General features: G+C 65.9%; 17 protein-coding genes and 1 riboswitch. Of the genes, 8 read left to right on the top strand and 9 right to left on the bottom strand.

Translation table 11 applies throughout. The features are described from left to right. The first annotated feature begins 7 nt into the window (after positions 1-7). The 4 genes from P7C00_RS12270 (at position 8) to P7C00_RS12255 (ending at position 5,066) form a co-directional block, all read left to right on the top strand. Positions 8-1,081, top strand: a complete 1,074-nt coding sequence (locus P7C00_RS12270; RefSeq protein ID WP_404939198.1) for an arginine N-succinyltransferase — start codon at positions 8-10, stop codon at positions 1,079-1,081. 33 nt (positions 1,082-1,114) lie between these two features. Next, positions 1,115-1,318: riboswitch (cobalamin riboswitch) on the top strand. Positions 1,319-1,346: 28 nt separating this feature from the next. Further along, positions 1,347-3,395: a TonB-dependent receptor plug domain-containing protein gene (locus P7C00_RS12265; RefSeq protein ID WP_404939196.1), complete on the top strand. Its 2,049-nt coding sequence runs from the start codon at positions 1,347-1,349 to the stop codon at positions 3,393-3,395. An 11-nt stretch (positions 3,396-3,406) separates the two neighbouring features. Next, positions 3,407-4,159 carry a (2Fe-2S) ferredoxin domain-containing protein gene (locus tag P7C00_RS12260; protein WP_404939194.1) on the top strand — a complete coding sequence of 251 codons (753 nt, stop codon included), beginning with the start codon at positions 3,407-3,409 and terminating at the stop codon, positions 4,157-4,159. Continuing rightward, complete coding sequence (locus P7C00_RS12255; protein ID WP_404939192.1) at positions 4,152-5,066, top strand: ABC transporter substrate-binding protein; 915 nt, start codon at positions 4,152-4,154, stop codon at positions 5,064-5,066. The genes P7C00_RS12260 and P7C00_RS12255 overlap by 8 nt, the downstream gene beginning before the upstream one ends. Positions 5,067-5,250: 184 nt before the next feature. Here P7C00_RS12255 and P7C00_RS12250 read toward each other — a convergent pair whose 3' ends face one another. Then, the gene (locus tag P7C00_RS12250) at positions 5,251-6,333 is read right to left on the bottom strand and encodes a diguanylate cyclase (RefSeq protein ID WP_346635717.1); all 1,083 of its coding nucleotides are present in this window, start codon (positions 6,331-6,333) and stop codon (positions 5,251-5,253) included. 309 nt (positions 6,334-6,642) lie between these two features. Between P7C00_RS12250 and P7C00_RS12245 the strand changes: the two genes are divergently transcribed. Further along, the gene (locus P7C00_RS12245; RefSeq protein WP_346635716.1) at positions 6,643-8,037 is read left to right on the top strand and encodes a VOC family protein; all 1,395 of its coding nucleotides are present in this window, start codon (positions 6,643-6,645) and stop codon (positions 8,035-8,037) included. A 145-nt stretch (positions 8,038-8,182) separates the two neighbouring features. Further along, a complete protein-coding gene (locus P7C00_RS12240) occupies positions 8,183-9,589 on the top strand; it encodes an FAD-binding oxidoreductase (RefSeq protein ID WP_346635715.1) in 1,407 nt (468 codons plus the stop codon). A gap of 15 nt (positions 9,590-9,604) precedes the next feature. Here P7C00_RS12240 and P7C00_RS12235 read toward each other — a convergent pair whose 3' ends face one another. Beyond that, on the bottom strand, positions 9,605-9,961 hold the full coding sequence (locus tag P7C00_RS12235; protein WP_317072614.1) for a hypothetical protein: 357 nt from the start codon (positions 9,959-9,961) through the stop codon (positions 9,605-9,607). 208 nt (positions 9,962-10,169) lie between these two features. On the opposite strand from P7C00_RS12235, the gene P7C00_RS12230 reads away from it, so the two are divergent. Further along, positions 10,170-10,556 carry a hypothetical protein gene (locus P7C00_RS12230; RefSeq protein WP_404939190.1) on the top strand — a complete coding sequence of 129 codons (387 nt, stop codon included), beginning with the start codon at positions 10,170-10,172 and terminating at the stop codon, positions 10,554-10,556. Positions 10,557-10,893: 337 nt separating this feature from the next. Here the strand turns inward: P7C00_RS12230 and P7C00_RS12225 are convergent, their stop codons facing one another. From P7C00_RS12225 to P7C00_RS12210, 4 genes are all read right to left on the bottom strand, one after another. Further along, the gene (locus P7C00_RS12225) at positions 10,894-11,481 is read right to left on the bottom strand and encodes a hypothetical protein (RefSeq protein ID WP_404939188.1); all 588 of its coding nucleotides are present in this window, start codon (positions 11,479-11,481) and stop codon (positions 10,894-10,896) included. A 104-nt stretch (positions 11,482-11,585) separates the two neighbouring features. Then, positions 11,586-12,668 carry a lipocalin-like domain-containing protein gene (locus tag P7C00_RS12220; protein ID WP_404939186.1) on the bottom strand — a complete coding sequence of 361 codons (1,083 nt, stop codon included), beginning with the start codon at positions 12,666-12,668 and terminating at the stop codon, positions 11,586-11,588. Further along, positions 12,658-15,138, bottom strand: coding sequence for an FtsX-like permease family protein (locus tag P7C00_RS12215; RefSeq protein WP_404939184.1), 2,481 nt, complete (start codon positions 15,136-15,138; stop codon positions 12,658-12,660). The genes P7C00_RS12220 and P7C00_RS12215 overlap by 11 nt, the downstream gene beginning before the upstream one ends. A 1-nt stretch (position 15,139) precedes the next feature. After that, on the bottom strand, positions 15,140-15,808 hold the full coding sequence (locus tag P7C00_RS12210; protein ID WP_346635710.1) for an ABC transporter ATP-binding protein: 669 nt from the start codon (positions 15,806-15,808) through the stop codon (positions 15,140-15,142). A gap of 184 nt (positions 15,809-15,992) precedes the next feature. On the opposite strand from P7C00_RS12210, the gene P7C00_RS12205 reads away from it, so the two are divergent. Beyond that, the gene (locus P7C00_RS12205; RefSeq protein WP_404939182.1) at positions 15,993-16,541 is read left to right on the top strand and encodes a YniB family protein; all 549 of its coding nucleotides are present in this window, start codon (positions 15,993-15,995) and stop codon (positions 16,539-16,541) included. On the opposite strand, the gene P7C00_RS12200 is transcribed toward P7C00_RS12205, so the two are convergent. The 3 genes from P7C00_RS12200 to ercA all read right to left on the bottom strand — a co-directional run bounded on the left by P7C00_RS12200 (position 16,515) and on the right by ercA (position 20,377). Beyond that, positions 16,515-17,366 (bottom strand): VanW family protein, encoded by an 852-nt coding sequence (locus tag P7C00_RS12200; protein ID WP_404939180.1) that lies wholly within the window; start codon positions 17,364-17,366, stop codon positions 16,515-16,517. The genes P7C00_RS12205 and P7C00_RS12200 overlap by 27 nt on opposite strands. A gap of 136 nt (positions 17,367-17,502) precedes the next feature. Further along, positions 17,503-19,230, bottom strand: a complete 1,728-nt coding sequence (locus P7C00_RS12195) for a NahK/ErcS family hybrid sensor histidine kinase/response regulator (protein ID WP_404939178.1) — start codon at positions 19,228-19,230, stop codon at positions 17,503-17,505. Beyond that, positions 19,214-20,377: an alcohol dehydrogenase-like regulatory protein ErcA gene (gene ercA / locus P7C00_RS12190; RefSeq protein ID WP_346635706.1), complete on the bottom strand. Its 1,164-nt coding sequence runs from the start codon at positions 20,375-20,377 to the stop codon at positions 19,214-19,216. Before ercA ends, P7C00_RS12195 begins: the two co-directional genes overlap by 17 nt. Between the last annotated feature and the right edge of the window lie 356 nt (positions 20,378-20,733).

The raw sequence follows: 20,733 nt of genomic DNA, 5'->3' as shown, positions 1-20,733 counted from the left end.
TCCACCGATGATCGTCCGTCCGATCCGCGTTACCGATCTGCCGGGGGTGCTGGCCTTGCTGGAAGGCAGCTGTCGCGAGTTGAACAACCTCTCCACCGACCCCGAGCGCCTGGCCCATCGCTTGCGCTGGGCTCAGCGCACCTTCGCCAGCCAGGTGGAACGGGCCGATGCCGACTACCTGTTCGTGCTGGAGGACGACGACCAGCAAGTCATCGGCATTTGTGGCCTGAGCGGCGCCATCGGCCTGCGCGAGCCTTGCTACAACTACCGGGTCGGCATCACCCGTGGCAGAGCCCCGGGGCTGGGTATCGACAAGCAGGTTCCGACCCTGTTCCTGTGCAACGAGATGACCGGGCAATCCCAGCTGTGCTCGCTGTTTCTGCGGCGCGACCAGCGCCAGGGCTACACCGGCCGCCTGCTGTCCACTGCACGCTTGCTGTTCGTCGCCGAGCACCCGGCGCTGTTCGGCGACAAGCTGGTGGCCGAATTGCGTGGCCAGCTCGACAGCCAGGGCTGCTCACCGTTCTGGGACAGCCTGGGGCGACACTTCTTCAAGATGGACTTCCAGCAGGCCAATCGCCTGTCCAGCCATGGCAGCAAATCCTTCATCGCCGAACTGATGCCGCGCCAGCCGCTGTACACCTGCCTGCTCAGCCCACAGGCCCAGGCGGCCATCGGCCAGGCCCACCAGAGCACCGAGCAGGCGGTGAACATCCTGCGCGACGAAGGCTTCAGCCATCAGGGCTGCATCGATATCTTCGACGGCGGGCCGCTGATCGAGGCCGAAGTGGCGAAGATCCGCAGCGTGCGTGAAAGCCAGACCCTGCCCTTGCTGGTGGGCCGCCCGGACGAACAGGCGCCGGTGTGGCTGATTCACAACCGCCGCCTGGAAAGCTGCCGCATCACCGCCGCCCCTGGGCGCCTGGTTTCGGGCTGCCTGCTAGTGGACCGCCTAACCGCCAAACGCCTGCAACTGCAGCCAGGGGACTCGGTACGCGCCGTGCCACTGTTGGCCTGCCCGGCGCGGCCTCTGGGCCCGTCCGGAATCGCCCTCGCGCCTGGCGCCGCCCTGCCCCTGTAGCCACGAGATTGACGAACGCCGGGGCGAATGTTCATATGCCGCCCAGTTTCAGGTGCCTCATGCCGCCGTGCACGAGGTGAAACGGGAAACCGGTGCGCCCCTTCAGGGCCAGTCCGGTGCTGCCCCCGCAACGGTAAGCGAGTGCTGCATTCAACACGCCACTGTACCCAAGGTATGGGAAGGCGAATGCCGCCAGACTCGCAAGCCCGGAGACCGGCCTGGAACTTCTGTTTGGCAATCCTGCGGTGGGCGGGCATGGGCCGGTATGGTCGCGTGCCTGTGGCCGATACCTTCTCCTGCGTGCTTCCCGAAGACACTTTCGAGAAGACCAAGAATGACAACAACCTTCAACACTTACCCTGCCTGCGACTGGCGTGCACCGCGCCGCTCCCTGGGCGGCGCCCTGCTGGGCTGCCTGTTCAGCCCCCTGCTGCTGGCCGAGGACGGCGGCTTGCAACTGGAGCAGCAGTTCGTTTCCGCGCCTTCGGTGGAATCCACCACCGTGGCCGAGATGGCCAGGTACGGCAGCAAGGTGGAGATCATCGATCGCCAGCAGATCGAACGCGCCGGCCCCAGCAGCGACATCACCCGGGTCCTGCAGATGTACGTGCCCGGCCTCTACGTCGCGCCGAAAAACGGCCCCTTCGACTACGGCACCTATTCCCTGCTTGGGGGCCGCAACGACGACACCCTGATCCTGCTGGACGGCGTACGCCTGAACAACCGCCTGTACGGCGGCCTGTACCTGGACACCTTGCCGGCCAATGCCATCGAGCGCATCGAGGTGCTCAAGGGCGGCCAGAGCCTGCTGTTCGGTACCCAGGCGGTGTCCGGGGTGATCAACATCGTCACCCGCAGCCCCCAGACCCGCGACACCTCCGGCGAGGTCAACCTGGGCCTGGACAGCTTCATGGGCCAAAGCGGCGATGCCCGGGTGGAGCGCATCCTCAGCAACGGCTTGGGCGACCTGGGCCTGCTGGCCTATGTCAGCCACAACGTCTCCGATGGTTACCAGCCCTATCGCAACAGCGCCTACAGCGCCAGCACCCGGGACAAGAAACGCGCCTATGAAGTGACCACCTTCGGCGCCAAGGCGATCCAGGGCTTCGCCGACGATTCGCGCCTGGAACTGTTCTACCAGTACAGCGATGCCAACCTGGATTTCGCCCGCCCGGTGAACAACAAGAAAACCACCAACGACCGCGTCCAGCAGATCGCCACCGCGACCTTCGAGCAGCGCCTGAGCGAGCGCTTCAGCTACTTCATCAAGGGCCATGTCAACGACTGGGACACGCGCTACACCAAGATCGACAGCCTCAAAGACGGCAGTCTGGTGACCAGGAACCGTAACGACTACTGGGGCTTCACCGACTGGGGCCTGCAGGCCGAAGGCAAGGCCGAGCTGGACGGCGGCCATGTGCTGGTGTTCGGCACCGACAACCAGTGGTTCAAGGGCCAGGACGATGTGCTCAAGATCGACAATAACCAGGCCCAGGCCAATGCCCTGTACACCCAGTTGCGGCCGGTGTTCGCGGCCCTGCCCGACTGGCATCCGAGCCTGGGCATCCGCCACGAGAAGATGAGCGGCGGCGAGAGCGCCACCGTGGGCATGCTCACCTCCCTGTACGACCTCAATGCCCATTGGCAGCTGCGCGGCCAGTACGGCAGCGCCTTCAAGCTGCCCAACGCCGAGCAGCTGTTCGTCAACGAGGACTACGAACAAGGCAACCGCAACCTCAAGCCGGAAAAGAGCCTGAATGCTGAACTCGGCCTGGACTACAAGGGCAGCCTGCTGGCCGGCGAGTTCAACGCCAGCGTCACCGCCTTCCAGCGCAAGATCGACGACCTGATCGCCCTCGATGGCATCCACTGGGTCAATGGCGAGGGGCGGATCAAGGTGCGCGGCATGGAGGTCGACGGCCGCTGGCAGTTCAGCCCGCGATGGAACCTCTCGGCGGACCTGACCCGCAATCTGCTGGAGTCGCGCAACGGCGTGACCCTGAGCAATATCCCCGGCTTCTTCGCCCGCTCGCGACTGGGCTACGAGTCCGAGGATCGTCAGTGGGGAGTGGGTGGTGCACTCCGCTACATCGGCCAGATCGACAGCGCGAAGAAGGTCGACTACGGCCACTACTCGGTGGTCGACGCCGATGCCTATCGCTACCTCGACAGGGCCCAGCAACATCGCCTGAGCCTGCTGGTGGAGAACCTGTTCGACCGCGACTACACCACCAGCATGACCAGCAGCTCGCCGGCGGTGGACAACCTCGGCCGCCCCTTCACTACCGAAGTACGCTACACCTACCGCTTCTGAGGCCCATCGACATGCACAAGGACTATCAACGGGTGCTGTTCGTCGGCCCCGGCCTGCACGGCGGCGCCCTGGGCGAGGCCTTTGGCCGGGAGCTGAAGGCGCTGCGCAGCGATGACGCCGGCACCCGGGTGATCGACACCCTGGACGGCTTCGACAGCCTCTGGGCCGCCCTGGAGGAACCCTTGCCCGAGGACGGCGCGGCGCTGCTGGTGGTGGACCTGGAGCCCAGTTCCGACAGCGCCTACCTGGACTGGCTGCGCGATGAACTGGGACGCCTGGCCCGGGCCCACCCCCAGGCGCCGCAGCTGTGGATCACCGCCCAGGCCCTGGGCCGTCGCGGGCTGGATGCGGCGCTGGCCTGTGCCAGCATCGCCCAGCGCGAACGGCACCTGCCCTGCGATCAGGTCAATGCCGTGGCCAGCGACCCGGACTGGTCCCGGGTGCCGCCCCATGCCCGGCAGGTGTTCCTGTGCACCGGCCCGCGCTGCGTGCGCCGCGGTGCCCTGGCGCTGTGGAAGACCCTGCGCCGTGAACTGCTGCGCCTTGAGCACATGGAAACCCCCGGCGGCGTGCTGCTGACTCGCACCGCCTGCCAGTTCCCCTGCAACCTGGGGCCGGTGCTGACCGTGCACCCCGATGGCTGCTGGTACCGGGTCAGCGACGACAGCCAGGTCGTGCGCCTGGTGCAAGGGCATCTGCTGGCAGGTGAGCCGGTGCAGGATCTGCTGATCCCCTCGCCTTATGCGGGGGTGGCGGATGCCTAGGAAAATCCTCGGCCTGCTGCTATGGCTGGCGACCGGCCCGGCCCTGGCGGCCAGCTATTACAATTGCGGCAAGACCTGGACTGTCGAGGACGCCCCCCGGCGCATCGTTGCCCTCAACCAGCACAGCGCCGACCTGTTGCTGGCCCTGGGCGCCGGGCCATCGATGATCGGCGTCGCCTACCTGGACGACGACAGTCGGGCCCAGGCTCAGGGGCAGTACCACGGCGTGCCGGTGATCGCCCGGCAATACCCGTCGGCGGAGGTGCTCTACAGCCTGAAGCCCGACCTGGTGGTGGGCGGCTTCGCTTCGGCGTTTCCCGACAACTTCAGCTCCCGGGAGCGCCTGGGGGCCATCGGCGTCGGCAGCTACCTGCTGGAGTCGGCCTGCGCCGGGCATGATGAGGACTACTTCGGGCATATACGCCGCGACCTGCAGACCCTGGGCCGGCTGTTGCATCAGCCAGCCCGGGCCGAGCAACTGATCGCGGCCATGGACGCCGACCTTGCCGCGGCAGCAGCCTTGTATCGGGGCCGCGACACGCCGGCGGTGTTCTACCTGGACAGCGAGGTCAACGGCCTCGCCAGCCAGGGCCAGCGTGGGTTTGTCGGGGTATTGCTGCAGGCCGCCGGGGCCCGCAACAGCTTCGCCGCCATCGACCGCCCGCGCCTGACGGTAGACAGCGAAACCCTGCTGAACAACGACCCGGACGTGCTGCTCCTGGCGGACGCCCTGTGGTCACCGGCCACGCGCAAACGCCAGCTGCTGCAGCGTGACCCGGTGCTGTCGCGGCTGCGGGCGGTGCGCGAGGAGCGGCTGCTCGACATCCCCTTCACCCAACTGGTACCGGGCATCGCCAGCGGCCGCACCGCGCTGGAACTGGCCCGGCGCCTGCACCCCGCCCCGTAGGAGCCGGCTTGCCGGCGAATGGAACACCGCCAACCTCGCGGCGTCCCTCCCGACGCTTTCGCGGGCAAGCCCGCTCCTACCAACCACAGCCTCTGTAGAAGCCGGCTTGCCGGCGAAGGGAGCACCACCATCCCCGGGGCGTACCCCCGGTGCTATCGCGGGCAAGCCCGACAAGAGGCAGGTATTACAGGGGATTCAACACCCTGCGCGAAGGCAGTTCCGGCGGATGGCAGGTGACGTTGTTGCGACCGCAGGTCTTAGCGGCATACAAGGCCTGGTCGGCATCGTTCAACCAACCCATGGCGTCCTCGTGCATGGAGCTGAACGCCGCCAGGCCAATGCTCAAGCTCACCTGCAACGTCGGACTCTGTTCGTAACCCAGGGCCGCGAAACGCCCGCGCAGGGCTTCCATCAGGTCGGCGGCATGTTCCAGCGGCACGTCCGGCAGGATCACGCAGAACTCGTCGCCACCATAACGCCCGGCCTGATCACTGACTCGCAGGTTCTGCTTGAGGATCTTGCTCAACTGGCGCAGCACCACATCCCCGGCCACATGGCCGTAGGTGTCGTTGATGGCCTTGAAGTGATCGATGTCGATCAGGGCGATGGCGCCGCCATGGGTCTGGCGCTGGCAACGCTGGAACTCGATCTCCAGCTGGTCCTTCCAGGCGCCGTGGTTGAGCAGCCCGGTCAGGCTGTCGGTACGACTCAGGGCCAGCAGCTCGCGCTTGTGCCGACCCAGGGTCACTGCCTGCTGGTAGCAGATGTAGCCCAGCGCCATCGGGTACAGGGTCAGCATCGGCAGGCAGGCATACAACTGCTCCGGCGTGGTCAGGGCAATGAACGACGGCCCGAACACCCACAGGCCGATGCCGATGCCCAGGACCTGGGCCCCACAACCGGCCAGAAAGAAACGCACCCCGCCCAGGGCGATATTGTTCATCGCCATCATGCCCAGGGTGGTGGCCAGCGGCAGCGGATTGAAATGCATGGCCGCGACCCAGAACCCGCCCAGCAGCGAATCCATCAGCAGGTTGCGGTACTCGGCACGAAACGGCACCCGGGACAATCGGGCCCACTGATAGGCCAGGTGCGGCCAGGCGAAGGCGTTGAACAGCATGAAGCCCCAGACCCAGGGCGCCGGTTGCAGCGGCGACATGCCCGTGGCGACGCAGAAAAAGCCCAGGGCCAGGCCCAGGGTACGCGAGGTGTAAAGCCTCCTGGCCAGTGACAGTCCCTTCCCTCTGGTGTACTGCGCAGGGGCCAAGTCGCCTCCGTCCAGCGATGGAAAAGGTGGATCGAGTGGGTACCCATCAACCGGTGAAAGTCTATCAGCATGGGTTCAAAGCGCCATCAGTGTACACCCCCTACCCGTGCCCGGTCGGGCCCGCACGGCGGGAATCTGCGGCGCTCAACCTCCAGCCTTCCACCAGCCGGAGCGGGGTCGCGCGCCATGCATTCATTTGCAGAATGAAGTTCAGAGGAAACTTCGTTTGTCAGCCCCCGCAGCCCCCAGCAGAATCAAGGCCGCCCCGCCCTTTTCATGCCTCGATCCACTGTCACGGGAACCCTGTCCATGAGCAACCAGCACTTCGTCAGTCCTGATCTGATCCGCCAGGGATTTTCCCGGGCGATGTCGGATATGTACCGTGAGGAGGTGCCCCTCTACGGCGCCTTGATGGAGCTGGTGGCGCAGGTCAATGCCCAGGTCCTGGAACAGCAGCCGGCCATTGCCCGGCACTTGCAGCACAGCGGCGAACTGCAGCGCCTGGACCTGGAGCGCCACGGCGCCATCCGTGTCGGCAGCGCCGCCGAGCTGGCAACCCTGGCCCGGCTGTTCGCGGTGATGGGCATGCAGCCGGTGGGCTACTACGACCTGACCCCCGCCGGGGTGCCGGTGCACTCCACGGCCTTTCGCGCGGTGCATGAAGAGGCCCTGCACGTCAGCCCGTTCCGGGTCTTCACCTCGTTGCTGCGCCTGGAACTGATCGACAACCTCGAACTGCGGCGCTTTGCCGAACAGGTGCTGGCCCGGCGTTCGATCTTCACCCCCAAAGTGCTGGAACTGATCGAACAGGCCCACGCCCAGGGTGGCCTGGATGACCGCGATGCCCAACGCTTCATTCAGGAAGCCCTGGAGACCTTCCGCTGGCACCACCACGCCACAGTGACCGCCGCCCAGTACGCCAGCCTCAGCGCCCAGCACCGGTTGATCGCCGATGTGGTGGCGTTCAAGGGCCCGCACATCAATCACCTGACCCCGCGGACCCTGGATATCGATGAAGTGCAACGGCTGATGCCCGAGCACGGCATCACCCCCAAGGCGGTGATCGAGGGTCCGCCCCGCCGGGCGTGCCCGATCCTGCTGCGCCAGACCAGCTTCAAGGCCCTGGAGGAAAGCGTGGCCTTCACCGACCAGGACCTGCGCCAGGGCAGCCACAGCGCCCGCTTCGGCGAGATCGAGCAACGCGGCGCGGCACTGACGCCCAAGGGCCGGGCCCTCTACGACCGCCTGCTGAACGCGGCCCGCGACGCCCTGGGAGACTTCCCCAGCGAGAGCAACGCCCAGCGCTACAACCAGCTGATGCAGGCGCACTTCGACGAGTTCCCCGACAACCACGACGCCATGCGTGAACAGGGCCTGGCCTATTTCCGCTACTTCGTCAGCGACGCCGGACTGGCGGCGCGCAACCAGCCCCAGCGGCCCACCACCTTGTCAGCGCTGCTGGCGGCCGGGCACCTGCGGGCCGAACCCCTGGTGTATGAGGACTTCCTGCCAGTGAGCGCCGCCGGGATCTTCCAGTCCAACCTGGGGGACGACAGCCAGAGCCACTACGCCGCACACTCCAACCGCCAGGCCTTCGAAACGGCCCTGGGCCGCGCCACCCTGGATGAGTTGCAGCTCTACGCCCAGACCCAGCAGCGCTCCCTGGAGCAATGCGCCGCCAGCCTGGGCCTGCCTGCGCTCTGAGCCCTGTCCGGCATCGGCCTTGCGGGTCGATGCCGTCTCCCCTGCCGTCGTTTCCCCCCATGGTCATGGCCTGGCCGGAGCGCTATTCTGCCGTCACTTGCGCCCGAACCCGCGGCGCGCCACCACCAAGGATGGACACGGCGACATGAGATTCGCGACCGCCCTGCTTTTATGCTGTGCCCTCGGCGCAGCGCTGAGCACCCACGCAGCAGAAACCGTCAACGACATCACCCAGCTCAACCCCATCGTGGTGGACCAGGTGGCCCGCCCCACCACCCTGGAGCAGATCGTCAAACTGGTGGCCGAACACCCTGGCCCCATCGCCATTGGCGGCGGCCGCTACAGCATGGGCGGCCAGACCGCCACCGAGCATGCCTTGCAGATCGATATGCGCGGCTTCGACCGGGTGCTCGGCTTCTCCCGGGAGCACAAGGAAATCACCGTGCAGCCCGGTATCACCTGGCGCGCCCTGCAGAGTTTCATCGACCCCTACGATCTGTCCGTGAGCATCATGCAGAGCTACGCCAATTTCACCGTCGGCGGCGCCCTGAGCGTCAACGCCCATGGCCGCTACGTCGGCTATGGACCGCTGGTGACCTCGGTGAAATCCATCAAGCTGGTGCTGGCCGACGGCCAGGTGGTCGAGGCCAGCCCCCACAGCAACGCCGAACTGTTCTACGGCGCCATCGGCGGCTACGGCGGCCTCGGGGTGATAGTCGAAGCCACCTTGCGCCTGAGCGACAACGTGCGCCTGCTGCGCAGCTTCGAAGAAATGCCCCTGAGCGACTACCGCCCCTACTTCCTCGCCCAGGTCGAGCACAACCCCAAGGTCATTCTGCATAACGCCGTGCTCTACCCCGACCAGTACCAGACCCTGCGCGCGGTTTCCTACAGCCAGACCGACCTGCCGGTAACGGTCAAGGAACGCCTCACGCCCCTGGACCAGAACTACTGGAAAGAACAGAAAGCCCTGAAAGTGGTGAGCCAATGGCCCGGGGGCAAGACCCTGCGCCAAGAGGTGATCGACCCCCTGGTGCTGAAGAAGCCCCAAGTGTCCTGGCGCAACCACGAAGCCAGCCTCGACGTGCGTGAACTGGAACCCGGCTCCCGGGCCAAGCGCACCTACGTGCTGCAGGAATACTTCGTACCCCCCGACCAGCTGGAAAGCTTCGTCGCTGAAATGGGCGCGACCCTGCGGGCGCACAAGGTCAATGTGATCAACCTGTCGATCCGCCACGCCAAGGCCGACCCCGGCACCCTGTTGGCCTGGGCCAAGACCGAGGTCTTCGCCCTGGTGCTGTACTACCAGCAGAGCACCGCGCAGGCCGAGCGCAATGAGGTCGGCGAATGGACCCGCGCCCTGGTGGACAGCGCCATCAAGCGCGGCGGCAGCTACTACTTGCCCTATCAGATCCACGCCACCGCGCAGCAGTTTCGGGCGGCCTATCCGCGGGCGGGGGAGTTTCTGGCGCTGAAGGCGCGGGTCGATCCGCACAACAAGTTTCGCAACAAGCTATGGGATGCCTACGGCAGCGACACCCGCAACCAATAGGTCGCACTCCGGGGCTCAACGGGCCCCGGACTTGTCGTCGGCCAGCACCTTGCGTTGCTGCAGGTAAATCACCCCGTCGCCGTCAAAGGCGATCACATCGTCAGCGCTGAACGGAGCACCGCCGCCGTGCTCATGCCGCAGCCAGCCCTCGGACCACAGGTCGCCGCTTTCATAACGCATCTGGACGAAGTAGTAAGGCGCTTCGCTGCGGGTGACTTCAACGTAGTACCCACCATCGACACCGCCCTGCCACCGGGCTAGGGGATGTTCCGGCAATGTGTGCACGGCTTCTTTGAAAGGGCTCGTCCAGGCAATCCCGAGGGCAACCAGTATCAGCGTCAGTGCGCCGATCGACATGAGAAAACGCTTCAACCAGATCAATCCAGGATCTCCACTACCATCCACCTCCGCGAGCGGTCCCGCGGAGCAGTCGGCCATTTTGTTGAAGGCCCCGCGACTGCGCAATGAAAAACCGTGGGCACTTGCCAGACGCCGGCAGAGCCTTCAGCCTTGCCCGGCGCGGCAACCGCGCAAACAGCTTGGCGCCACTCTCATTCACTGCCTATCGGGAAACCCTGGCATGCGTATCACCCTGACGGATATCCACCTCACTGCAGCGCAAGACCTCTGCGTCGGCTTCTCCAGTGCCTTCGGCAACGGCCGCGGCCACTGGTTGGGGCCCCGGCCGCAGGTCGGGCAAGACTATGAAGTGGAACTGAGCCTGGAAGACGAATTCAGCTGGAATGACAACCTGGAGCCCTGTACCCACGGCCCGGCCCGCCTGCACTGGGACCAGGGGGCCTTGCAAGTCAGCGGGCACCTGGTTCGGGTCGAGGAAGAGGGTGTCGCGGCTCTGGCAATAGGCCAATCGATCGTCCTTCTGTCCCTTCTGGGCGGCCCCGAGTGCACACCCCAGTGGGTCAGCCTCCGCGCCCGCCAGGTCAGCCTGCAGCCCATTGCCCTTTGAGCGCCCACGACGAACCACGGCGCAGCACAGCAAACCTGCCGGGGAGTGTTTGAATGGGAGGCCGAGCGCCTTTCAAGGGCTCGAAAAACGCAGGACGCGACAGTCACAAAACGCAGTGCTCGCAGGATACGGCAGTCGCAGTACAGGACTCAGGGAGGGTGTTCGCCCAGTGCTCTGGCCTTGGCAATCCATGCACCGGTAAAGAGCCCTTGCACCGGGCGAACGATTGGCATTCTAGTGCAACTGAGGGGGAAAGTCCGTGAGCAGATTCTGAATAAAACTGGACACCAGCATTATCCGCAACTCCCGGAGCAATACGCCCCCCAGCCCTGCCGCATCAGCCCTCGTTGGCGGTGGTGACCTGCAGGATATCGGTGTAGGTCACCAGTACGCTCTGACCGACCTTGAGGTCCTTGAGGCGCTGCTGGACTTCGGGTTTCTCCACGCTCACTACTTTCTTGTTGCCCGCCGGGCCTTCGAAGGTCAGCTGGTTCTTCTTCAGATCGATGTCGGTGATCTTCAGTTGCACCTGCACCTGGCGATACGCCGCGCCGCCCGGGTGGGGATTGTCCGCCGTGGCGCGCACCACACCGGTGGATTCGGCAGCCTCCGGCTTGCCTTTGTGCACATCGGTATCCAGCACCGCCACCACCGAGTGGGTCACGGTGACCTTGACCTGATCGCCGCTCTTCAAATGCCCCAGGTCCTTGGCCTGGTCACTGAGTTGCACATGCACCGGCTTGCCACCGGCGCCCTCCAGCACCACCTGATGCTTGGCGGCATCCACCGAGATGACCTTGGTCACCAGTTGGTCGGCTTCAATGGCGCCCGACAGCGGGATATCCGCAGCGTGGGCGCTGAGGCTGGCAGCACCGAGCACAGTGGCCAGGGCGATGGCGCGGGTCAGGGTATTGAGGGTTTTCATGGTTCGACCTTCCTTAGTGGTTGAAAAAACCTGTCCGTGGGTTCAGACCAGGCCCCTGAGCATAGACGCCTTGACGGCTTTCACCGGGAAGAACGCCCTCCCCCTCAATACCCGGTCATCTCCAGGTAACCGCTGCCGCTGTGACTGCCGCTCAAGTGCACAGGCCCCTCCCAGTAAGGAATGCTCAGGTTCATCCAGGCCTGGGGATTGAGCGCTCGGGTGTTGATGTCCAGCCCCTTGTCGGGGATCTGCAAGTGCCAGGACGTAGGCAGGCGACGCCCCAGTACCTGGGAATAGTCCACCGGGGTCATGCGGATCTGCTCGCGCCCCAGGCTCTGGGTATGGCCATCGGCGCTGATCCAGGTGCCGGTGATGTAAGGCGCGCGATTGTTTTCCCGCACCTGGAACAGCATCAAGCGTTCACCGTTGTCCAGGTGCAGGGAGAACCAGTCCCAGCCGGTCTGGTCGGCGGCCAGGGGCTGGCTGCTCCACTCCCGATCGAGCCACGCCGGGCCGCTGACCTCATAGTGTTGGCCGTCGATCTGCAACTGCCCCGACGCCTGGAAGAACGGCTGGCTGTAGTAATAGGACGCCTGGCCCTGGTCCGACTTGCGGCTGTAGCCGCCCGCGCCCTGCAGCACCAGAGGCTGGCTGCTGGACAGGTGCAACCGATAGGCGAACCCCGGCCCGCTGGCCTGCACCTGCATCTGTGCCAGGGGATTGTCCCCGGCGGACAGGCTGGTGAAACGCCAGTCATCGATCCAGGCCTGGAACGGCTGCGCCGTGACCCCGGCCTGCCCCACCCCGCCCCGGGCAAAACGCTCGGCGGCATGGTGACTGTTGGCCGAAGTGGCCGCCGCGTGCCCCAGCCAGACCAGCGGTGCGCCCCAGCCCGGCTGCTCGGGCGCGGCGCGCAAGGCGCTGCGAAACAGCGTCCATTGCACGCCGAAATGCCGGCCTTGGGCGTCCTTCAGGTCGGCGGTCAGGTACCACCACTCGATGCGAAAACCGTCGTGGGGGCCATGATCGGCAGGAAAGCTGAACCTGCGCCCCGGCAGCACCGGGGTAAAGGCCGAGGCCTCATTGCCCAGCCCGGCGAAACCCTGGGGCGCCGCGGCGTCCTGGTCGCAGCCGGCCAGCGCCAGGGCCAGAAGCAGCAGCGACAGCCACCGGCAATCAATCTTCATGGGCAAAGGTCCTCAGCAAATCCGCCGGTTGTGCACGGTACAGCTTGAACAGCGGCCAGGCCGAGGCCGCCAGAGTGGCCAGCATGGCCAAGCCCAGCAGTTGCAGGAGCTGCCATGGAAACACCCGCAACGGCAGGCTCCAGCCAAAGGCCTGGACATTGATCACGCTGTTCAGGCACCCGGCCAGGACAATCCCCAGGGGCAACGCCAGCATCAGGGTGAGCACCGCCAACAGCCAGGTCTGCCCGAGGTTCAGCAGCATCAACTGGCGCCGGCCCACCCCCAGGGCCCAGAGTGGCGCCAACTGCCCCAGGCGGCTCTGGCTCTGGGTCAGCAAGCTGATGAACAGCGCCACGCCGGACACCCCCAGGGTCAGGCTATTGAGCGCCGCCGTGGCGGCGAAGGTGCGCTCGAAGACCTGCAGTGACCAGCCCTTGAGCCGGGCCTGATCGATGATCCGGCTGTCGTCCAGGTGAAACTGCTGTTGCAGCGCGCCGATCAGCGGCGCAACCGCACCCGGTTCCAGGCGCAGGTTGAAACGGCTCGGCGCCAGCTGCGGCCAATGCTCCAGCAGGTGCTGCGCATTCACCAGCAAGTGCCCCTTGGGATTGCCGTAGTCGGCATAGATCCCCACCACCTGGGGCGCCCAATGCCCGGCAGGCACCGCCAGTTCCAGGCGATCCCCCAGGCGGACCTTGAGTCGCCGGGCCAACTGCTCGCTGAGCATCAGGCTGTCGTGCGCCGCCAACTGCGCCCAGGGATCGGGCCCCAGGGCCTCCAGCAATGGCCAATGCTGGCGATAGCTCGGATGGTCGATCACCCCGTACAGGTCCGCCGGCCAGCCCTGAACCTGCAACGCCACCTGCCAGCTGGGCAGCACCGCCGCTACCTGGGGCTGACGCGGCAGCCAGTCCAGCAATTGCCGAGCCTGTTCGGGACTTTGCGGGTTGACGTAAAGCTCGGCGCTCAAGCGCTGCTCCAGCCAGTCGTTGAAGGTCTGGCGAAAACCGGCGGTCATGCTGCCGGCGCCGATGTTCGCCGCCAGGGCCAGGAGCAAGGCCATCAGGGCCAGGCTCAGGGCGGGCAACTGCTGCCGGCAATCGGCGAGAAACCACTGCCCCAGCACCCCGCGACTGCGCCCCAGCAAACGGCCCAGCACGGCATTGAGCAGCACCGGCAAGCCCAGGGCCGCCGCCAGCAGCAAAGCCGCCATCAGCACGAAACCGCTGGCCAGACTGTCACCCCAACGCCACGCCGCCAGGGCGACGAACAACGCCAGAGAGGCAATCCAGCCCTGGCGCCGCAACCAGCGGGCATGGGCCTGATGCCAGGCCTGGGGGTTGGCCAGGGCCAGCAACGGCAGGCGCGCCGCCCGTAACAGACTGGCGCCACCGGCCAGCAAGGCCCCCAGCAGACTGAGGCCGATGCCGCTGAACCACCACCAGGGACTCAGGCTCAACTGCCCCGGCACTTGCGCGCCGTACAAGCCCCGCAGGCTGGCGGCCACGTCCGGCAGCAACAGCCCGGCCAGCAGGTAGCCGCTGACCACACCAGCCACACCGCCCAACAGCGCCAACCCTCCCAGCTCTACGCTCAGGCAGCCGATCAGCAGCCGTGCACTGATCCCGCAGGCACGCAGGGTGCGCAGCAAACCGCGCCGCTGCTCCAGGGCCAGGCCGATGGCGGCATGCACGATAAACAGCCCCACCACAAAGGAGAGAAATCCCAGGGCATCCAGGTTCAGGTGAAAGCTTTCGGTCAGGCGCGCCAGGTCGCTCTGTGCTTCGCCCTGACGCAGCACCAGTTGCCCCGCCAGTGCCCTCGGCAGTGGCGGCGCCTGGGCGGCAAAGTCCTTGGGCAGCAGCAAGCGGCTCAATTGCCCGGGCTGGCCCAGCACCTGCTGGGCAAAGCCGATGTCCATCAACAGCAGCCCCGGGGCCATGTCCGCCCGCACCCGCAGCGGCGGCAAACGCTGGCCATCCAGTACCTGGGGTTGCCCGCCCTCTTGGACGCCCAGGCTGGCCAGAGTCTGCGGCGCCAGCCAGGTGGTGCCCGGCGCACTGAAGAACTCGACCATCTGTTGCAGCCCCAGGACCTGCCCGGCCACCGCGGAGCTGGCGGGCAGCGATAACGGCTCGATGCCCATCACTTGCAGGGGCTGGTCCGGGTGATCCTTGAGCAGCACCCGCCCCTGGAGCACCGGCGACACCGGCCAGCCGGCACGGCGCAGGTCGACGAACCACTGCTGGGAAAAACTCGCGTCATTGGCGCTGCTCAGGCTGGCCTGGGGCTCGCCGCCGATCAACTGGCTGGCCCGGGCATAGCTGTCCCGGGCCTGACTGTTGAGGGCCAGGACCCCGGTCAACAGGCTGGTGGCCAGCCAGAGTCCGGTGAGCACACTGAAAAACTGCACCGGATGCTGACGCCAGTGGCTCAGCAGCGCCTGCATCGCTGTGGCAAAGACCCGCATCTCAACCCCCGACCGGGTCGGCCAGACGACCGCGTTGCAGCACCACCGTCTGTTGCAAGCGGCTGGCCACCCGCTGGCTATGGGTGACCATCAACAAGCTGGTGGGGCTGTCGGCCAGGAGTTCCAGTAACAGCTGCAACACCTCGTCGCTGGTGGCCTCGTCGAGGCTGCCGGTGGGCTCATCCGCCAACAGCAGCCCGGGCTTGGAGGCCAGGGCCCGACCCAGGGCGACCCGCTGCTGCTGACCGCCGGAGAGCTGCTCGGGGTAACGCCGCAGCAAGTCTCCCAAGCCCAGGCGCTCCACCAACTGCGCCTGCCACAGGGAATCGAAACGTCCGGCCAGGCGCGCCTGGAAGCTCAGGTTGTCCTCGACCCGCAGGCTGCTGATCAGGTTGAACTGCTGGAACACCAGGCCCACTTCAGTACGGCGCCAGTGGGCCAGCTGGTGTTCGTTCATCTGCTCCAGGCAGTGCTCGCCAATGCGGATGCTGCCGCGATCGACCTTGTCCAGCCCCGCCACCAGATGCAGCAGGGTGCTCTTGCCGCTGCCCGACTCGCCCATCAGCGCCAGGCTGCTGCCCTGCCCCAGGTGCAAATCGACACCCTGCAGCACCGCCAGCGGCCCCTGGGGCGTGGCGTAGCTCTTGAACACTCCTTGTACTTCAAGCATGGGCTGACTCGTCCGACCTGAGAGGGGAGCCAAGGATAACCCGTGTCGCCCCCGGACTTGCGCAAACCTTCACCGCCCACAGGCCGTCAGGAGCTCTGCGACCGATGGACGACTACTGGCCCCTATCGTCCAGCCGCCACGAAATATAGTATTGCGCCCCTTTTCTTCATCGCAGGAAGCACCCATGACCTACACCAGGGCCCAATTGCAGTACCGGCTGTACATCGCCGCAGGCGCACTGTTGTTTGCCGGTGCCTTGATCTCGACCTTTTTCTCGACCCTGAAAATGCTCTATTGGCGCCTGGACAGCTACACCGCCATGGCCTCGACCATCAATCGCCCGATCAAATACTTCGTGTACCAGGTCAATGCCAATACCCAGCCGCTGAACTGGTTCTGGGACAACAGCCCGACCCCCAGCTTCATCGACCTGAGCTACTCCTCCCACTGGAAGTTCCTGGTGATCTACCTGCTGATCTTCGTCGGCGCGGCGCTGTTCGCCACGGGCCGGGGGATGATCCGCAAGGTCGAAGAGGTCGAGCCGCTGATCGAAGCCCAGCTCAACGCCCCGGTCGAGGAAGGCGTGCCCCCCAAGACCCTGCAACAGCTGGAGGATTCGACCCTGGTGGGCAAGGCGCCATCGTTCTTCAGCCAGACCCGCCTGCTGGTGGTCTGGCCCCTGGGCTGTGCGGCGGTCTACCTGGGCCTACTGTGGATGCTGGGCATCATCTGAGCCCGGCGCCGACTGATCGAGCAGCGCCTCGGCCACCGGGTACTTGACCACCACCCGGTTGCGATACAGGCACTCCTGACGCAACAGCACAGCGTCCTGCCCCTTGGTGCGGATGTCGCGCCAGATCTGGTTCTCCCGGTACACCCGGGCACCCTCACGAACAAAGCGATGGGCCCGCTGGTAAACGTGATAGCGATGCTCGCGCGGCTGCTCGCAGAGCAGCTCGCCTTCCAGCTGTTGCGCGCCGACCTGCAGCTTGAGCTGCAAGGTCTGGGGCCCGGGGTTGTACAGCACCAGATCAATGTAGTTGTAGAAGATCGCCGCCCCGGAACCGAAGGGCAGCACCCGACCCTCGTCGGGGAACGGGTCGAAGCTGTGGTTGGCCCGTTCCACCACCTCAAGCGGCGAGTGAATCGCCATCCAGTGGATCAGGTTGCTCAACTGGCAGATGCCACCACCGATGCCGCTGCGCGCCTCGCCGAACGACAACTCCATGCCCTCGACAAAACCGCGCTCGCGACTGGGCCGGCCCACCAGTTTGCAGAAAGAAAAATACTCCCCAGGGGCGATGCGCACGCCATCGATGCAGGCCACCGCCAGCCTGAGGTTGATCACCTTGTTGTGCTGCAGCGCCAGGTCGGAGTCGCCCAGGGTGCGAATCAGTTTCGAGGTGTGCTTGATCAGGCGATGGGGCAAGCGCGGGCTGTCGGCCTCGGGCCGGGCATAACGGCGCCCGGAAAAGCGCCAGGCCAGGTGACGCATCAGGCGCTTCTGACGTACTCGCATCCAGTACAGCAGCGGGTGGTACGAGGACAAGGGTTTCATCGATGGCTAAACGGCGGCCCGGCGCGACGGCGCAGGAACCGGCTTCGTCCTTGAAAAAAAGAGCGGCATCTTAGCGGCAAGCCTGAACCCATACTAGAAGCCCCGCACTCGAGTGCCACGTTCTAGAGATCCGGCCCTAGCCCAGCAACTGACTGAGCACGGCCCGCAGCTTGCCCGGCTTCACCGGCTTGTTGAGCAACGGCGCCCCCAGCTGCTGCAAGGCCCGGCGACACGGGTCGCTGCGGTCGGCGGTGATGATCACCGCCGGCAGTGGCTGCTGGAAGTGCTCACGCAGCTGCTGCACCACCTCGCAGCCGGTCACCCCGTGATCGAGGTGAAAATCCGCCAGGATCAGTTCCGGCGCCCGCCCCTGGAGCACCGCCAGGGCCGCCGCCTGATCGGTGGCGGTAAGCACTTCGCAACCCCACTGCCCGAGCAGCGCGGCCATGCTCTCGAGGATGCTCAGCTCGTTGTCCAGCACCAGCAAACGCCGGCCCGGCAGCGGGTTGCCGGTGCCCGGCTGCGGTGCCTGCAAGCTGATGGGCAATGGCACCCGTTCCGCCAGGGGCACCTCGATGCTGAACCGTGAGCCCCGTCCTGGCCGAGACTGCACCTGCACCCGATAGCCGAGGATCTTGGCGATACGCTCGACGATGGCCAACCCCAGACCAACCCCTTTGCGGTCGGCGGCGCGGCCCACATCCAGCTGATTGAACTCCAGGAAGATCGACTCCAGGCGGTCGGCGGCAATGCCGCGCCCGGTGTCCCACACCTCCAGCCGCAGCTGATCGCCGCGACGGCGCGCCGCCAACAGGATGCTGCCGCGTTCGGTGTAACGGCAGGCATTACTGAGAAAATTGCGCAGAATCCGGGTCATCAGCCGCAGGTCGGTGAACAGGGCGAAATCACCGAACCGTACTCGCAGATCCAGGCCCGCGGCCTCGGCCACCGACTGGAACTCCGACACCAGCGGCGCGAGCATTTCATCCAGGCGATAAGCCGCCAGGTCCGGCTTGACCGCCGCCTGATCGAGCTTGGAGATGTCCAGCAGATCGGTGAGCAGGTCCTCGGCACCCTCCAGGGCCTGGTGGGTGCGTTCCACCAGCAGTTGCTCGGCGGCCGGCAGGCGCCGCTCGCGCAAGGTGGAGATCAACAGGCGCGCGGCATTCAGGGGTTGCAGCAGGTCGTGGCTGGCGGCGGCCAGGTACTTGTCCTTGCTGCGATTGGCCGCCTCGGCGGCGTCCCGGGCATCCCGCAGGTCGCACTCGATACGTTCGCGCCGGGCGATCTGCTGCTGCAGGTTGCGGTTGGCTTCCAGCAACTCATCGGTGCGCGCGGCGACCCGCTGCTCCAGCTGGTCGTTGAGCTGTTCCAGATGCTGCTGGGCCAGCTTGCGTTCGGTGATGTCGGCGACGAAACCTTCCACCAGCCCGTCCTGGTCCGGCTTGAGCAGCAGGTTCATCAGCACATCGATGCTGCTGCCGTCCTTGCGCCGCAGCTGGGTTTCATAACCCAACAGGCTGCGCTGGCGCTGCAGCTGCTCGCCGATGGCCGCCAGTTCCGCAGCGCCACCCACGAACAGATTGCCGGCCAGGTCGGCCAGGGAGAACAGCACTTCCTGCGGGTCCTGATAACCCAGCATGCGCGCCAGGGCCGGGTTGGCCGCGCGCAGGCCGGCCTGCAGGCTGGCCTGGAAGATCCCGTGCACTGCGTGCTCGAACAGCCACTTGTAGCGGTTGCGCTCGGTTTCCAGGTCCTCCAGGCGCGCCGCGAGTTCCGGGTAATGGCTCTTGCGCGCGGAGTGGTTGCCCAGCCCCAAGAGCCCGGCCAGGGCCCGTTGCTGGTCGTCAGAGGGCCTCGCCATAGACCACCTCGACGTCACGCTGGCTGGATTCGCGCGGGTTGGTGAGGATGCACGGATCGTCCATCGCATGCTGGGACAGGAACGGAATATCGCTGCTGCTGACCCCATGCAGGCCCAGGGTTTCGTGGAAGCCGATGGCGCGCTTGAGGGCGATCAGGTGCTCCACCAGACGCCCGCAGATCTGCCGCTGGTTGAGCCCGCGGCAGTCGATGCCGAAGGTCTCGGCAATCACCTTGAAGCGCTCCGGCGCCGAGCTGTAGTTGAAGGCCACCACATGCTCCACCAGCACCGCGTTACACAGGCCGTGGGGCAGGTCGAGAAAGCCCCCCAGGCTGTGGGACATGGCATGCACCGCACCGAGAATCGCGTTGGAGAACGCCAGCCCGGCCTGCATGCTGCCGAGCATGATCTTCTCCCGCAGGGCGATGTCCCCGGGGTTGGCGATCATCTGCACCAGGTTGCCGTTGATCAGACGCATGGCTTCCAGGGCATGGGGATCGGTGAGCGGGCCGTGGCCGGTGGAAACGAACGCCTCGATGGCATGCACCAGGGCGTCGATACCGGTGCAGGCGGAGAGGAACGGGTCCATGCCCTGAGTGGTTTCCGGGTCGATCAACGACACATCCGGCACCACCGCCTTGCTGACGATGGAGAACTTCATCCGTTCCTGCTGGTTGGAGATGATCACGAACTGCGAGACGTCCGCCGAGGTGCCGGCGGTGGTGGGAATCATGATCAAGGGCGGGCTCGGCACGCGGATCATGTCCACCCCCTCGAACTCGAGGATGCTGCGCCCGTGGGCCACCACGATGCCAATGCCCTTGCCGCAATCCATCGGGCTGCCGCCGCCGACGGCGACGATCACGTCGCAGGCGTTTTCGCGGTAGACCTCGGCGCCCTGCATCACCTCCTCCACCCGCGGGTTGGGCGACACCTGGCTGTACAGGCAATAGTCGACGCCCTGGGCCTGGAGACTGGCCTCGACGTCGGCGACCCAACCGGCGGCGATCACCCCGGGGTCGCTGACCACCAGGACCTTGCGCGCACCGAAGGTCTTCGCATAGTTGCCGACGTTATGCCGGCAACCGGCACCAAAGATGATTTCCGGGGACACGAACTTGCGCAGCAGACTGAGATTCTGGCTCATGGGGGAAGCCTGTTTTCTTATTGTTCTGGAAGGAGAACGCCAGCCTAAAGCATCCGTTGCTGAAAGCAATCCGACCATCGGCTGGGGTGATCCGGACCCTGCCTGCATCCCCCCTGCAGGAGCCGGCTTGCCGGCGAAGGCAATCTTGCAGCCCCACGCACTGTAGGAGCCGGCTTGCCGGCGAAGGCAATCTTGCAGCCCCACGCATTGTAGGAGCCGGCTTGCCGGCGAAGGCAATCTTGCAGCCCCACGCATTGTAGGAGCCGGCTTGCCGGCGAAGGCGGTCTTGCGGGCCCCTTCGCCAGCAAGCTGGCTCCTACGGTATGTAGCGTACGGCGTGCGGTGCATGCGCTGTG

Source organism: Pseudomonas sp. JDS08PS003 (assembly GCF_045013505.1).
GTDB lineage: Bacteria > Pseudomonadota > Gammaproteobacteria > Pseudomonadales > Pseudomonadaceae > Aquipseudomonas > Aquipseudomonas protegens_B.
The sequence above is the reverse complement of the archived record's forward strand: the minus strand, read 5'-3'. Positions and strand labels throughout refer to the sequence as shown.

Bases quoted from the DNA above. Each gene is read 5' to 3' on its own strand.
- P7C00_RS12270 (WP_404939198.1), top strand. From the start codon at position 8: ATGATCGTCCGTCCGATCCGCGTTACCGATCTGCCGGGGGTGCTGGCC.
- P7C00_RS12265 (WP_404939196.1), top strand. From the start codon at position 1,347: ATGGTCGCGTGCCTGTGGCCGATACCTTCTCCTGCGTGCTTCCCGAAG.
- P7C00_RS12260 (WP_404939194.1), top strand. From the start codon at position 3,407: ATGCACAAGGACTATCAACGGGTGCTGTTCGTCGGCCCCGGCCTGCAC.
- P7C00_RS12255 (WP_404939192.1), top strand. From the start codon at position 4,152: ATGCCTAGGAAAATCCTCGGCCTGCTGCTATGGCTGGCGACCGGCCCG.
- P7C00_RS12245 (WP_346635716.1), top strand. From the start codon at position 6,643: ATGAGCAACCAGCACTTCGTCAGTCCTGATCTGATCCGCCAGGGATTT.
- P7C00_RS12240 (WP_346635715.1), top strand. From the start codon at position 8,183: ATGAGATTCGCGACCGCCCTGCTTTTATGCTGTGCCCTCGGCGCAGCG.
- P7C00_RS12230 (WP_404939190.1), top strand. From the start codon at position 10,170: ATGCGTATCACCCTGACGGATATCCACCTCACTGCAGCGCAAGACCTC.
- P7C00_RS12225 (WP_404939188.1), bottom strand. From the start codon at position 11,481: ATGAAAACCCTCAATACCCTGACCCGCGCCATCGCCCTGGCCACTGTG.
- P7C00_RS12220 (WP_404939186.1), bottom strand. From the start codon at position 12,668: ATGAAGATTGATTGCCGGTGGCTGTCGCTGCTGCTTCTGGCCCTGGCG.
- P7C00_RS12215 (WP_404939184.1), bottom strand. From the start codon at position 15,138: ATGCGGGTCTTTGCCACAGCGATGCAGGCGCTGCTGAGCCACTGGCGT.
- P7C00_RS12210 (WP_346635710.1), bottom strand. From the start codon at position 15,808: ATGCTTGAAGTACAAGGAGTGTTCAAGAGCTACGCCACGCCCCAGGGG.
- P7C00_RS12205 (WP_404939182.1), top strand. From the start codon at position 15,993: ATGACCTACACCAGGGCCCAATTGCAGTACCGGCTGTACATCGCCGCA.
- P7C00_RS12200 (WP_404939180.1), bottom strand. From the start codon at position 17,366: ATGAAACCCTTGTCCTCGTACCACCCGCTGCTGTACTGGATGCGAGTA.
- P7C00_RS12195 (WP_404939178.1), bottom strand. From the start codon at position 19,230: ATGGCGAGGCCCTCTGACGACCAGCAACGGGCCCTGGCCGGGCTCTTG.
- ercA (WP_346635706.1), bottom strand. From the start codon at position 20,377: ATGAGCCAGAATCTCAGTCTGCTGCGCAAGTTCGTGTCCCCGGAAATC.